Raw genomic sequence first — 13031 nt, forward strand, 5'->3', positions numbered from 1 at the left:
TTCAATTAAGAGCGTGCTTGTAATCAAGAACGTTATTTGGCCGCGCGTTTATAGCGGGCTGCTTCGACAAATACGTCGGAATTGGCCGGGTCGTCCAGGTAGGCAAAAACATCGGCCGACGGGCTTTTGATCAAGGTGCCAGGGCCTTCTGCGGTTTCGACCGGATCACCGCTCAACACGGACTGGCCGATAGCCTGCTTGATTTGATCAAGGTCCAGATCGTAGATCACCAGCTCACCGTTATCGGTCAACTCAAAACCGCTCAGCGTGTGATTGCCGCCCAGTTTGGCCGGTATTGCAGCCGAGGCATACCAGCGACTGCCGTGGCGAGCAACGATAAACACATAACGCTCACGGGCCTTGGGTTCGCCCTTGGGGTAGACCACGGCCTGGTATCGGGTTTTGTCGATGGCACTGATCTCAAGATTGCGTGCTTGCCCCCAGGCATCCTTGCTGACCCACTTGCCCAGCAGCTGTTTAGGCGCTGGCTGTGGCGCAAGCGGCGCCTGGCTAAAGGTCACAAGACAACCGTTCAACATCAAAAACGACAATGCCATAAGCATCACGCGCCAAGCTTTCATGCCTGCATCCTTCTATAGAGCGGCCAGCACCAAGTGCATGTAGCGCGTAAGAATAGCCAGCCGGTCGTTATCCGCCTCAGGCTGCGCGCCATCAAGTAGGGCCTGATACTCCATCCGACCGATAATCGCCGTCAAGACTTTGGCATCCTGCTGAGGTTGCCTGGAGCCTAGCACTTCGAAGATCTGGCCGGCGCCCTGCAGGAAAATCTGCTGATGCGAACGTACCAGCACCGCCAGCCGTGGGTTGAACAGTGCCGCCTGATGAAAAGCCTGCTCGGCCATCAGATGCTCGCGACGGGTAAGCATTTGATGCTGAAGATAATCAGCGGTCATCTCGGCGATTTCATCCGCCAGTACGGCACGGGCCCGTTGGCTGCCATCGCCCTTGGCCACCAGGTAGCGCAACTTGCCTTCGGTGCTTTGCCAAAGCTTGGCCATGAACGCAGCACTGCGCTCCACGTACTGAGCGAAAGTGTCATTGAGCAGGTCGTCAATGTCCTTGAAGTAGTAGGTGGTTGCCGACAGTGGCACCCCGGCCTCTGCGGCCACAGCCCGATGCCGTACCCCGCGCACACCGTCGCGGACCACAATGCGCATGGCGGCATCGAGGATCAGTTGGCGGCGCTGCTCGCTGCCATGCCGGCTGGCCTTGCGGCCTTGGTATTGAACACTTTCAGCTACTGCCACGGCGACATTTGCGGCGCCTTCCGGAGACACGACAAGGTTCACGATAAATTCCTTTTAACGTTGATTAACACTCTGTAGATACTCTGTTCCAGGTCAAGCGTGGGAGCGAGCCTGCTCGCGAATGATCTTCGCGAGCAGGCTCGCTCCCACGCTTGAAGTATCTCTGCCGCTGCCGAAGGCTGCCATGGGTTGGGTCTGCGGCTCTTGTCGCAGCCTTCGGCAGCGGCTGCAGGACCCTACATCCCGGGCAATAAAAAGCCGCCTCAAATCGGCGGCTTTTTATTCTGGTACGTTACGCTTGTGGGCGCATGTGCGGGAACAGGATCACGTCACGAATCGACGGTGAGTTGGTCAACAACATCACCAGACGGTCGATACCGATACCTTCACCGGCAGTCGGCGGCATGCCGTATTCCAGGGCACGTACGAAGTCTGCATCGTAGTGCATGGCTTCGTCGTCGCCTGCGTCTTTATCCGCGACCTGAGCCATAAAGCGCTCAGCCTGATCTTCAGCATCGTTGAGCTCGGAGTAGGCGTTGGCGATTTCACGACCACCGATAAACAGCTCAAAACGGTCAGTGACGTTCGGGTTTTCGTCGTTACGACGAGCCAGCGGCGACACTTCGAACGGGTACTCGGTGATGAAGTGCGGCTGTTCCAGCTTGTGCTCGACCAGTTCTTCGAAAATCATCACTTGCAGCTTGCCCAGACCTTCAAAGCCCAGCACCTTGGCGCCAGCTTTTTTGGCGATGGCGCGAGCCTTGTCGATGTCGTTCAGGTCGTCAGCGGTCAGCTCGGGGTTGTACTTGAGGATCGAGTCGAACACCGACAGACGTACAAATGGTTCGCCGAAGTGGAACACTTTGTCGCCGTACGGCACGTCAGTAGTGCCCAGAACCAGCTGCGCCAGTTCACGGAACAACTCTTCGGTCAGGTCCATGTTGTCTTCGTAGTCGGCGTAAGCCTGATAGAACTCCAACATGGTGAATTCAGGGTTGTGACGAGTCGAAACGCCTTCGTTACGGAAGTTGCGGTTGATCTCGAACACCTTTTCAAAACCGCCTACCACCAGACGCTTGAGGAACAGTTCCGGCGCGATGCGCAGGTACATGTCCATGTCGAGAGCGTTGTGATGGGTTTCGAATGGCTTGGCCGCCGCGCCGCCCGGGATGGTTTGCAGCATCGGCGTTTCCACTTCAAGGAAGTCGCGCGCCATCAGGAAGCTGCGGATGTGGGCGATGACTTGCGAACGCACACGGAAAGTGTGACGCACGTCTTCGTTGACGATCAGGTCAACGTAACGCTGGCGATAGCGCTGCTCGGTGTCGGTCAGGCCGTGGTGCTTGTCCGGCAGCGGGCGCAGGGATTTGGTCAGCAGGCGCACGTCGGTCATTTCAACGTACAGGTCGCCTTTGCCGGAACGGGCCAGGGTGCCAACAGCAGCGATGATGTCGCCCAGATCCCAGGTTTTCACAGCGGCCAGGGTTTCTTCCGGCAGGGTCTTGCGGTTGACGTAGACCTGGATGCGACCGGTCATGTCCTGGATCACCATGAACGAGCCACGGTTAAGCATGATGCGACCAGCAACCTTGACCGGGATGGCGGCTTCGGCCAGCTCTTCCTTGGTCGCTTGCGCGTACTTCTTCTGCAGGTCGGCGCAGTAGTTGTCACGGCGGAAGTCATTCGGGAAGGCATTACCCTTGGTGCGCTCGGCTGCAAGTTTTTCCTTGCGCAGGGCGATCAGGGCGTTTTCTTCCTGTTGCACGTCTTGCGGATCGAGTTGTTGGTCGCTCATGTCTTAAAAAATTCCATCACAGGTTCGTTACCCCCACCTTGCGGCGGGGGGAAGCGGGCTTTAGCACGCCTTTTGGGCATCGCACTGGCTTCGCACTTTACGGTTGGTCGCTCGACTTACAGCCCTTGTTTCAGGCTGGCTACCAGGTACTCGTCGATATCGCCGTCGAGCACCTTATCGCAATCACTGCGCTCGATATTGGTACGCAAATCCTTGATACGCGAGGCGTCAAGTACGTACGAGCGGATCTGATGACCCCAGCCGATATCCGACTTGGTGTCTTCCAGCGCCTGGGAAGCGGCATTACGCTTCTGGACTTCCTGCTCGTAGAGACGCGCGCGCAGCATTTTCATCGCGGTGTCTTTGTTCGCATGCTGCGAACGTTCGTTCTGGCAGCTCACCACGGTGTTGCTCGGTACGTGAGTAATACGTACGGCGGAGTCGGTGGTGTTTACGTGCTGACCACCCGCACCGGAGGAGCGATAGGTATCGATCCGCAGGTCCGAGGGGTTGATGTCGATTTCGATGTTGTCGTCGATTTCCGGCGAAACGAATACAGCCGAGAACGAGGTGTGACGACGGTTTCCCGAGTCGTACGGGCTTTTGCGGACCAGACGATGGACGCCAATTTCGGTGCGCAACCAACCAAATGCGTACTCGCCCTTGATATGTACGGTCGCGCCTTTGATCCCGGCAACGTCACCGGCAGACAGCTCCATGATGGTGGCATCGAAGCCGCGCTTGTCGGCCCAGCGCAAATACATCCGCAACAGGATATTGGCCCAGTCTTGCGCTTCGGTACCACCGGAGCCTGCCTGAATGTCCAGGTAAGCGTTGTTGGCGTCCATTTCACCGCGGAACATGCGGCGGAATTCGAGTTTTTCAAGGGCTTCGCGCAGACGTTCCACCTCAGCGGCAACGTCATCTACAGCGGCCTGATCTTCTTCCTCGGCGGACATCAACAGCAGGTCTTTGGCATCGGCCAGACCGGTGTGCATCTCATCAAGGGTTTCAACGATCTGCGCCAGCAGGGAGCGCTCGCGCCCCAGCTCCTGGGCGTACGAAGGGTTGTTCCAGACACTCGGATCTTCAAGCTCGCGATTGACTTCAGTCAGACGCTCATGCTTTTGATCGTAGTCAAAGATACCCCCGAATGGTTTCGGAGCGCTCTGACAGGTCCTTGATGCTGTTAAGGATCGGGTTGATTTCCATGGCTGGCGGCACTCGTAGGCGATTTTTACAAAGCCGGGGAGTATACCGTAAACCAAGCACATCAGCAGCCCGCCTGGCGGGGTTATGGGCAGGAAAATCAACACAAACCGCATCGCCCCAATCGCGAGCAAGCCCGCTCCCACAGATGATCCGGGAGTGATAGCTTATTGACGCATTCCGTCAGCAATCTCATCTTTCCTATGGGGACAAGGTCCTGGAAGGATGTACGCGGTATTCCAATTAACACTAAAACCCTGTAGCCGCTGACGAGCAGCGGCTACAGGAGTGGGTTACTCGATCCCCACCTGGTTACGCCCATTTTTCTTGGCCAGATACAGCCCCTTGTCTGCCGCCGAAATCAGCTCGCGGCAATTGCCGCCCTGTTGCGGGGTCATGGTCGCCAGGCCAATGCTGATGGTCAGGCACTGACCCGCTGTCGGCGAAATATGCGGGATGTTCATGGCTTCGACCGCCATACGCAGCTTTTCAGCTACCAGCCGGGCTCCGCCCTGCGAGGTATTGGGCAGTACGATGGCAAATTCCTCGCCACCATAACGGGCTGGCAAGTCAGACGGTCGGCTGCTGGCATCGCGGATGGCCGAGGCCACTTTGCGCAACGCTTCGTCGCCGTCCAAATGACCAAAACTGTCGTTAAAGGACTTGAAGTAGTCGACATCAATCATCAACAACGACAACTGGGTTTGCTCGCGCATGGCGCGGCGCCACTCCAGTTCCAGATACTCATCGAAGTGCCTGCGGTTGGACAGCCCGGTCAGCCCATCGGAATTCATCAGGCGTTGCAGCACCAGATTGGTATCCAGCAACTGCTGCTGACTGACCCGCAACGCACGGTAAGCCGCATCACGCTGCAACAGCGTCATGTAAGACCTTGAGTGATAGCGAATCCGCGCCACCAGTTCGATGTTATCCGGCAGTTTCACCAAATAATCATTGGCCCCAGCCGAGAAAGCCGCGCTTTTAATCAGCGGATCCTCCTTGGTGGAAAGCACAATGATCGGAATATTCTGGGTCGCCGGGTGATTGCGGTACGCGCGCACCAGGGTCAGACCGTCAAGACCCGGCATCACCAGGTCTTGCAAAATCACCGTCGGCTTGATGCGGATGGCCTGAGCAATAGCCTGATGCGGGTCCGCACAAAAGTGAAAGTCTATATTTTGCTCAAGAGCAAGCCCACGGCGTACGGCTTCGCCGATCATTGCCTGATCGTCTACCAGCAATACCATGGCCGAGTTTTCGTCAGTTTTGACGTCGTCCAACTGCAAGTCATTCATGCGCGTTCACCTGAATTACAACCTTCAAGCCAGTCCTGTCGGGTTTTACCAGTCATTTGGCAAATTTCTCCAGCAAGCGTGGCGCAATCTTGTCCAAGGGGCGGATTTCAACCGCTGCATCGATGGCGGCCGCCGCTTTGGGCATGCCGTACACCGAACTGCTGTACTGATCCTGGGCAATGGTAAGAAAGCCCTGCTGGCGCATAAGCTTGAGGCCTTGAGCCCCGTCACGCCCCATTCCGGTCAACAGCACACCCACCGCATCGCCACTCCAGTGCCGGGCAACACTTTCAAAAAATACATCTATCGAAGGTCGATAAATTTCATTTACCGGCTCAGCGGTATAGGCCAGCGTGCCATTCTTCAATAGCCGGATATGGTGGTTGGTGCCCGCCAGCAGCACGGTCCCCGCCAGAGGCGCTTCACCGTCGAGGGCCAAACGAACATTGAGCCCGCAAGAGTTGCTCAGCCACTCGGCCATTCCGGCCGCAAAAACCTGATCAACATGCTGAACCAGCACGATTGCCGCTTCAAAGTTCCTCGGCAGACCTTTGAGCAAGGTTTCGAGCGCTGCCGGGCCGCCTGCCGACGAACCGATCGCCACCAACCCGCCCCGCATACCCGGGACACGAGGCTGGGCGGATACCGGTGGGACACGCTTCTCACCCTGGCCCATCAACCAGCCGACATTGAGGATCTTGCGCAGCAAGGGCGCCGCCGCCTCCTTGGGGTTACTGCCACCCAACACAGGGGTGTCCACCACATCCAGCGCACCAAAACCCATGGCTTCAAATACGCGATGGACGTTTTGCTCGCGATCGATGGTAACGATCACAATGGCGCACGGGCTTTCGGCCATGATCCGGCGCGTGGCTTCGACGCCATCCATCACCGGCATGATCAGGTCCATCAGAATCAGGTCCGGCGTGTTCTCGGCGCACAGGCGCACTGCTTCCTCGCCATCTGCGGCGACCCAAATCACCTGATGGGCGGGCTCGAACGCCAGCGCCCGACGCAGGGCTTCAACCGCCAAGGGCATATCATTGACGATGGCGATTCTCATGTTTGGGCTCCTCCAATGAGTTCAACCACTGCATCGAGCAGGGCATCGTCATGGAAACTGGCTTTAGCTAGATAATAGTCGGCTCCTGCATCCAGGCCGCGCCGACGGTCTTCTTCTCGATCCTTGTAAGACACCACCATCACCGGCATCGATTGCAATCGACTGTCACGACGCAACAAAGTGACCAGTTCGATGCCATCCATGCGCGGCATATCGATGTCGGTAATCAACAGATCGAAGTGTTCGGCACGCAAGGCATTCCAACCGTCCATGCCATCCACTGCCACAGCCACTTCATAGCCCCGGTTAAGCAGCAGCTTGCGTTGCAATTCGCGCACCGTCAGCGAGTCATCGACCACCAGAATACGTTTGCGGGTCAGTTCTGCGGTATGCCGATTACGCCGGTCGATACGCTCCAGACGTCCGGTGTTGAGTAGTTTGTCGACCGATCGCAGCATATCTTCAACATCTACGATCAATACGGGGGAACCATCGTCAAGCAAGGCCCCGGCCGCAATGTCCTGCACCTTGCCCAAGCGCGGATCGAGGGGCAATACCACCAGGGTTCGCTCACCGATAAAGCGCTCGACGGCCACGCCATAGACCGCGTCGCGCTCGCGAATCACCACGACTTTCAGGGTTTCATCGTCACTCTGGCTGGGTTGGCGCTGCAGCAACTGGCTGGCGGCAACCAGCCCCACATGCCGGCCTTCATGCCAGAAGTGCTGGCGGCCTTCAAGTTGCACGATTTCGTCCGGTTGCAGGTCACGCATGCGCTCGATATGCGCCAGCGGGAAGGCATAGGCCTCGTCTGCGACCTCAACCACCAGGCTGCGGACCACGGACAAGGTCAGCGGTACTTCCAGATGGAAGCGGCTACCACGTTGCGCAGTGTGCTCCAGCACAATGGCACCGCGCAGCAGGCGCACCATGTGCTGAACGGCGTCCAGCCCCACGCCACGCCCCGAAACCTCGGTCACGATGTCACGCAGGCTGAACCCCGGCAAAAACAGAAAGGTCAGCAGTTCTTCTTCGCTCAGTTGCGCCACCGTCGACTCGGTAGACAGCTGACGCTCAACGATAGTGCGGCGCAAGCGATCCAGATCAACACCGGCCCCGTCATCGCTCAGTTCAAGCACCAGCAAACCGGCCTGATGGGAGATGCGCAAGCGGATCAAACCTTCGGCAGGTTTACCCGCAAGCAGCCGCTGCTCCGGAGTTTCGATGCCGTGATCGACGGCATTACGCAACAAATGGATCAGTGGCGCTTCAAGCTTTTCCAGTACATCGCGGTCGACCTGAGTTTTTTCGCCTTCGATTTCCAGGCGAATCTGCTTGCCCAAGGCGCGGCCCAAATCACGCACCATGCGCTCCTGCCCGACCAGGACATCGGCAAACGGGCGCATACGACAAGCCAGTGCGGTGTCGTAGAGCAATTGCGCACGCTGACCAGCCTGCCAGCAGAACTCGTCGAGCTCGGCGGTCTGCTCACTGAGCAAGCGCTGCGACTCAGTCAGAATGCGCCGGGCATCTGCCAGCGCCTCTTCGGCTTCATGACTGAGGACCATGGTCTTGAGATGCTCACTGAGCGTATCCATTGCCCGCAGGTTGCTGCCCTGCATGCGTTTGAGGCGCTGTAACGTCACCAGGTAGGGCTTGAGACGCTGGGTTTCTACCAGCGATTTGCTGGACAAATCGAGCAGGCTGTTCAGGCGCTGCGCCGTGACCCGCAACACCCGTTCGCCGCTTTCGGTCAGCCGCTGGGGGCGACGCATTGGCTCTGGCGTAACCTCGGGCTCGGCCTGCAATAACGGCTCAAGCAAAGGTGCCGGGGCGTGCGGCATGGGTGCCAGTAACAGTTGCGACACATCAAATTCAGGCGGTGCCACATGCGCGTTCGCTGGGTCCAGCAACCCGTTCATGAGTGTCACGTAGGCGTCAATATCTGCCGGACCGACGTTGTCACTGCCAGGCGTGGCAATGCGCATCAACAAATCGGTGCCCTGCAACAGAGCATCTATATGCTCGGGTTGCAGGTACAAACGGCCTTCCTGGGCGCTGACCAGGCAGTCTTCCATCACATGGGAAACACTGACCCCGGCGTCCACTCCGACTATCCGGGCTGCGCCCTTTAGCGAGTGTGCCGCTCGCATGCAGGCTTCAAGCTGATCGGCCTGCGTCGGGTTGCGCTCAAGCGCCAGCAAACCGGCATTGAGCACCTGGGTTTGCGCCTCGGCCTCAAGGCTGAATAGCTCGAGCAACGAGGCGTCGCGCATTTGCTCGGGGGTCATGTGAGGCTCCGGGTGATTGCGCTCAAAAGTTGCTCTTCATCCAACAAGCGCAGGCTGCGGGTTTTCCACTGCAGCACACCCTGGGTGTATTTGGCGCTGGCATGCTCGCCTGAACTCGACGCCGCTTTTAATTCATGCTCGGCGATGTTGTGAATACCATCCACCTCATCCACCGGCAGTACCACCGCCCCGCCGTGAGCCGCCACAATCAGCATGCGCGGCATGATCCGTAGCGATGTTGCGCCAGGCACCGAGGGGTCCAGCCCCAGCAGTTCGACCAGCGACAGGCACGGCACCAATGTGCCGCGCACATTGGCCACACCGCGCAAAGCCCTGGAGCGCTGGTGCGGCAAGGAGTGAATCGACTGCATTTGTGCGACTTCATCCAGGCAGCGCGTGGCCAGCCCCAGCCACTCGTCACCCAAACGAAAAATCACCAGCGAGCACGTAGCGACTTTTTCTTCATGCGCCTGTGGTGCATTGAGTTCCTGATGTTCCTGTTCAAATGAGTAACGATCCAGCAAACGGGTCGCGGCACTCGAATAGACGGCGCAGTTACGGCAATGAATATGCTGCTCCAGCAACGGGCAGCTCTTGTCACCGTAGATACCAATACGGTTCCAGCAGTCATCAATGTCTTGTGCTTCGGAGTGGATCAAGTTCTGGGCTGCTAAAGCGCTCATTATTTACGCTCACTGTGGGCGGAACGCCCGTTACGGGCAGCGCGCTCGTTCAAGCGCTGGGCGCCTGCGACATCGCCTTGCGAAGCCAGCAGGGCCGCCAGATGGGCCAGTGCTTCAGAATGTTGAGGCTCCAGGTACAGCGCCTTGCGATAAAAAACCTGTGCCTGGGATGTCTGACCCTGAACATCGCTGAGCAAACCCAGCCAGTAAAACACTTCGGCCTGCGGCTCATGTCGTTGCAAAAATTGTTCGCAGGCGGCCCGTGCCTCATTGCTTTTGCCTTCATTGGCCAAGCTGGCGATTTGCTCCAGCAGCGCTTTCGGTTCATCTGTCAGTGAACTCGGCTTTTGCGCGGTAGAGGTTTGAGGTCGCGGGGCAAAAGGTCGGCTGGCCGGTGGCAGCACTGGCACTGCCCGTTGTGGGCGGATCAACGGCTTGAATTCAGCCAGCACAGGGCGGGCTGCAGGTAATGGCTCACGACTGTGGCAAAAGGCAAACGACTGCGGCGCACCGATCGAGCGCATGCCCAGCCGGCTGAGCAGGTTGCCTTCGGCCGGGCCGATAAACAATACGCCATCATCACGGGTCATGCGCTTGAGTGCATCCAGTGCCTGCTGCTGGGTTTTAAGATCAAAGTAGATCAACAGGTTGCGGCAGAACACGAAGTCAAAAGGCTCGAAGCTGGCCAGCAACATGGGGTCCAGCAAGTTTCCGACATTGAAGCTGACTTGTTCGCATACCCGTGCCGACAGCTGATAACCGTCGTCCTCAAGGCTGAAGTAACGCTCGCGAAAGTCAGTTTGCTGCCCACGAAATGAGTTTTTTCCATACAGCGCTCTCTGCGCCCTCTGCACCGAGAGCGGGCTGACATCGAGCGCTTCGACTTTGAATTGATGCGCTGCAAACCCCGCATCAAACAACGCCATTGCAATCGAATAAGGCTCTTCGCCGGTTGAACACGGCAAGCTCAGAATACGCAGGGCGCGGCGACTGCCGATCTCGACCAGACGCTCTCTGGCCAGACGCCCCAGCGTGGCAAACGATTCGGGGTAACGAAAGAACCAGGTCTCGGGCACGATCACTGATTCGATCAGGGCTTGCTGCTCATCCTGGGAGCTGAGCAGGTGCTGCCAGTAGCGATCGTTATCGGCCATGTTCAGTGCAGAACAGCGCTGGCGAACGGCACGCTCAATGATTGCCGGGCCGACCGAGGCCACGTCCAGGCCAATGCGCAGCTTCAGGAAATCGAAAAAACGTTGATCGTCACTCATGCGATCACCTGCTCACAAGCACCGTCATCGCTCGCAGGAAACAGCAGTGCATACACAGCGGGGCTAAGCAGGTCATCCACACTCAACCACTGCAATAGCCCTGACTCGTCTTGACGCACCGGCCCCAAGTAAGGTGCATCACGGTTATCCAGACCATAGGGCTGAAAGTCCGCCGGATCACAGCGCAAAGTGTCGCTGGCTTGCTCCAGTAGCATCCCCAGCAATTGGCCGCGATAGTTGACCAGCACCAGCCGGGTGCTGGTACGCGCCACCGCCGCGCTACCAAAGGTCATGGCGCTGATATCGATCACCGGCACCATCCGATTGCGATGAGCAAACACCCCGGCCACCCAAGCGGGTGCCTGGGCAATCGGCTTGAGCGGCGAACGTGCCAGCACTTCGACCACATCTGTGGCCGCCAGTGCGTAGCGTTCACTGGCGATGTAAAACACCAAAAACAGGCGTTCTTTCGACACCTTGGCGCCTGAGTGTTTGGCTAGAAGCTCGCTCATCAGACTTTAAAACGCGAAACGCCGCTGCGCAGCCCAACGGCAACCTGACTGAGTTCGTCGATCGCAAAGCTGGCCTGACGCAAGGACTCGACGGTTTGGCTGCTGGCATCGCCCAGTTGTACCAGTGCAAGATTGATCTGCTCGGCGCCCGTCGCCTGAGCCTGCATGCCTTCATTGACCATCAGCACTCGCGGCGCCAAAGCCTGAACCTGATGAATGATTTGCGACAGTTGCTCGCCTACCTGCTGCACCTCGGACATACCGCGACGTACTTCCTCAGAAAACTTGTCCATGCCCATCACGCCTGCAGAGACCGCTGACTGAATTTCGCGAACCATCTGTTCGATATCGTAAGTGGCCACAGCCGTCTGGTCGGCCAACCGGCGGACTTCAGTGGCGACGACCGCAAAGCCACGACCATACTCACCGGCTTTTTCAGCTTCGATGGCAGCGTTGAGTGACAACAGGTTGGTCTGGTCGGCCACTTTGACGATGGTCACCACCACCTGATTAATGTTGCCGGCCTTCTCGTTAAGAATCGCCAGCTTGGCGTTTACCAGATCGGCGGCGCCCATTACCGAGTGCATGGTCTCTTCCATGCGGGCCAGGCCTTGCTGCCCGGAACCGGCCAGTATAGAGGCCTGATCGGCTGCCGAGGTCACTTCGGTCATGGTGCGTACCAAGTCACGGGATGTGGCTGCAATTTCGCGGGACGTGGCGCCAATTTCGGTGGTGGTCGCTGCGGTTTCAGTGGCCGTGGCTTGTTGTTGCTTGGAAGTGGCGGCGATTTCAGTCACTGACGTGGTGACTTGCACCGAAGAGCGCTGAGCTTGAGATACCAGCGAGGTCAGTTCGGCCATCATGTCGTTGAAGCCGGTTTCAACCGCGCCAAACTCATCCTTACGCTCCAGATTCAAGCGTGAGCTCAAGTCACCGGAACGCATCACCTCCAGAATCGAAACGATGCGCTTCATCGGCGACATGATCGCCCGCAGCAACAGGAAGCCACAGAGGGCCGCCGCCAGCACGGCAATGATCAGCGAAATAATCATGCTTAACTTGGCGGTCAATACCGCATGGGCAATGTTATCGGTCGCAGTCGAGGCCGAATCACGATTACTGTCGATGACCTCGTTGAGCTGCATGCGGCCGGCCATCCAGGCTGGCGCCAGTTGCTCGGAAAGCACCTTATGGGCCTGTACGAAATCCTTGTTCTGATACAGGTCGAGGACACTGGCCAGCAGTTGATCGTAATCTTTGCGAAGCCCCAGGAACTCATCAAAGCGAGCCCTGTCTCCACCTTCAAAGATAGTCCTGCGGTAATTATCCAGCTCTTTGTTCAAACGTTCCTGGTAGCTGGCGTACAGCTTGCGGTCTTCGTTGGTCAGAGCACGCTGGTTGATAGAACCCACCAGTTCCAGGGTCAAGACATAACTGTCGACCCAGGCGCTGCGAACCATCGAACTGTAATAAACCCCGGGGATCGAGTCGGTGCGTACCGTCTCTTCGCTGCTCTCGATCGACAGCAGGCGCGAGTAAGCAGCAACAACCATCAACAGCATAATGGCGATGATTACCGCAAAGCTCGCCAATATGCGGTGGCGCAACGTCCAGTTCTTCACAGTCGATCCTCGGGGAGCTATA

At 57.9% G+C, this 13031-nt stretch carries 11 protein-coding genes; all 11 read right to left on the reverse strand.

The features are described 5' to 3' along the window. Positions 1-32: 32 nt before the first annotated feature. Positions 33-581: a hypothetical protein gene (locus U5A05_RS19300; RefSeq protein WP_321834399.1), complete on the reverse strand. Its 549-nt coding sequence runs from the start codon at positions 579-581 to the stop codon at positions 33-35. Between the two features lie 12 nt (positions 582-593). Beyond that, the gene (locus tag U5A05_RS19305) at positions 594-1298 is read right to left on the reverse strand and encodes a TetR/AcrR family transcriptional regulator (RefSeq protein WP_261742489.1); all 705 of its coding nucleotides are present in this window, start codon (positions 1296-1298) and stop codon (positions 594-596) included. Positions 1299-1560: 262 nt separating this feature from the next. Further along, positions 1561-3063 (reverse strand): lysine--tRNA ligase, encoded by a 1503-nt coding sequence (gene lysS / locus U5A05_RS19310; RefSeq protein WP_321834401.1) that lies wholly within the window; start codon positions 3061-3063, stop codon positions 1561-1563. Positions 3064-3179: 116 nt separating this feature from the next. Continuing rightward, positions 3180-4275 (reverse strand): peptide chain release factor 2 gene (gene prfB, locus U5A05_RS19315; RefSeq protein ID WP_261739482.1). Its coding sequence is split into 2 segments (ribosomal slippage): positions 3180-4202 and positions 4204-4275, totalling 1095 coding nucleotides; the frame shifts between segments, so codons are not numbered across the junction. A 290-nt stretch (positions 4276-4565) separates the two neighbouring features. Continuing rightward, positions 4566-5567: a response regulator gene (locus tag U5A05_RS19320; protein ID WP_261739483.1), complete on the reverse strand. Its 1002-nt coding sequence runs from the start codon at positions 5565-5567 to the stop codon at positions 4566-4568. A 52-nt stretch (positions 5568-5619) separates the two neighbouring features. After that, positions 5620-6630: a chemotaxis response regulator protein-glutamate methylesterase gene (gene cheB, locus U5A05_RS19325; protein WP_321834402.1), complete on the reverse strand. Its 1011-nt coding sequence runs from the start codon at positions 6628-6630 to the stop codon at positions 5620-5622. After that, positions 6627-8921, reverse strand: coding sequence for a hybrid sensor histidine kinase/response regulator (locus U5A05_RS19330; RefSeq protein ID WP_261739485.1), 2295 nt, complete (start codon positions 8919-8921; stop codon positions 6627-6629). The genes cheB and U5A05_RS19330 overlap by 4 nt, the downstream gene beginning before the upstream one ends. Further along, on the reverse strand, positions 8918-9604 hold the full coding sequence (locus tag U5A05_RS19335; protein WP_321834403.1) for a chemotaxis protein CheW: 687 nt from the start codon (positions 9602-9604) through the stop codon (positions 8918-8920). Before U5A05_RS19335 ends, U5A05_RS19330 begins: the two co-directional genes overlap by 4 nt. Then, a complete protein-coding gene (locus U5A05_RS19340) occupies positions 9604-10875 on the reverse strand; it encodes a protein-glutamate O-methyltransferase CheR (protein ID WP_321834405.1) in 1272 nt (423 codons plus the stop codon). Before U5A05_RS19340 ends, U5A05_RS19335 begins: the two co-directional genes overlap by 1 nt. Further along, entirely contained in the window at positions 10872-11387 is a 516-nt protein-coding gene (locus tag U5A05_RS19345) for a chemotaxis protein CheW (RefSeq protein ID WP_261739488.1), read from the reverse strand. Before U5A05_RS19345 ends, U5A05_RS19340 begins: the two co-directional genes overlap by 4 nt. After that, positions 11387-13009 (reverse strand): methyl-accepting chemotaxis protein, encoded by a 1623-nt coding sequence (locus U5A05_RS19350; protein WP_261739489.1) that lies wholly within the window; start codon positions 13007-13009, stop codon positions 11387-11389. Before U5A05_RS19350 ends, U5A05_RS19345 begins: the two co-directional genes overlap by 1 nt. Positions 13010-13031 lie beyond the last annotated feature (22 nt).

It is taken from the genome of Pseudomonas kulmbachensis, assembly GCF_963681935.1.
GTDB classification, from domain to species: domain Bacteria; phylum Pseudomonadota; class Gammaproteobacteria; order Pseudomonadales; family Pseudomonadaceae; genus Aquipseudomonas; species Aquipseudomonas kulmbachensis.

What these genes read in the sequence shown, in the direction of transcription:
- U5A05_RS19340 (WP_321834405.1), bottom strand. Translation starts at nt 10,875, where the DNA reads ATGAGTGACGATCAACGTTTTTTCGATTTCCTGAAGCTGCGCATTGGC.
- U5A05_RS19335 (WP_321834403.1), bottom strand. Translation starts at nt 9,604, where the DNA reads ATGAGCGCTTTAGCAGCCCAGAACTTGATCCACTCCGAAGCACAAGAC.
- U5A05_RS19300 (WP_321834399.1), bottom strand. Translation starts at nt 581, where the DNA reads ATGAAAGCTTGGCGCGTGATGCTTATGGCATTGTCGTTTTTGATGTTG.
- U5A05_RS19330 (WP_261739485.1), bottom strand. Translation starts at nt 8,921, where the DNA reads ATGACCCCCGAGCAAATGCGCGACGCCTCGTTGCTCGAGCTATTCAGC.
- U5A05_RS19320 (WP_261739483.1), bottom strand. Translation starts at nt 5,567, where the DNA reads ATGAATGACTTGCAGTTGGACGACGTCAAAACTGACGAAAACTCGGCC.
- cheB (WP_321834402.1), bottom strand. Translation starts at nt 6,630, where the DNA reads ATGAGAATCGCCATCGTCAATGATATGCCCTTGGCGGTTGAAGCCCTG.
- lysS (WP_321834401.1), bottom strand. Translation starts at nt 3,063, where the DNA reads ATGAGCGACCAACAACTCGATCCGCAAGACGTGCAACAGGAAGAAAAC.
- U5A05_RS19345 (WP_261739488.1), bottom strand. Translation starts at nt 11,387, where the DNA reads ATGAGCGAGCTTCTAGCCAAACACTCAGGCGCCAAGGTGTCGAAAGAA.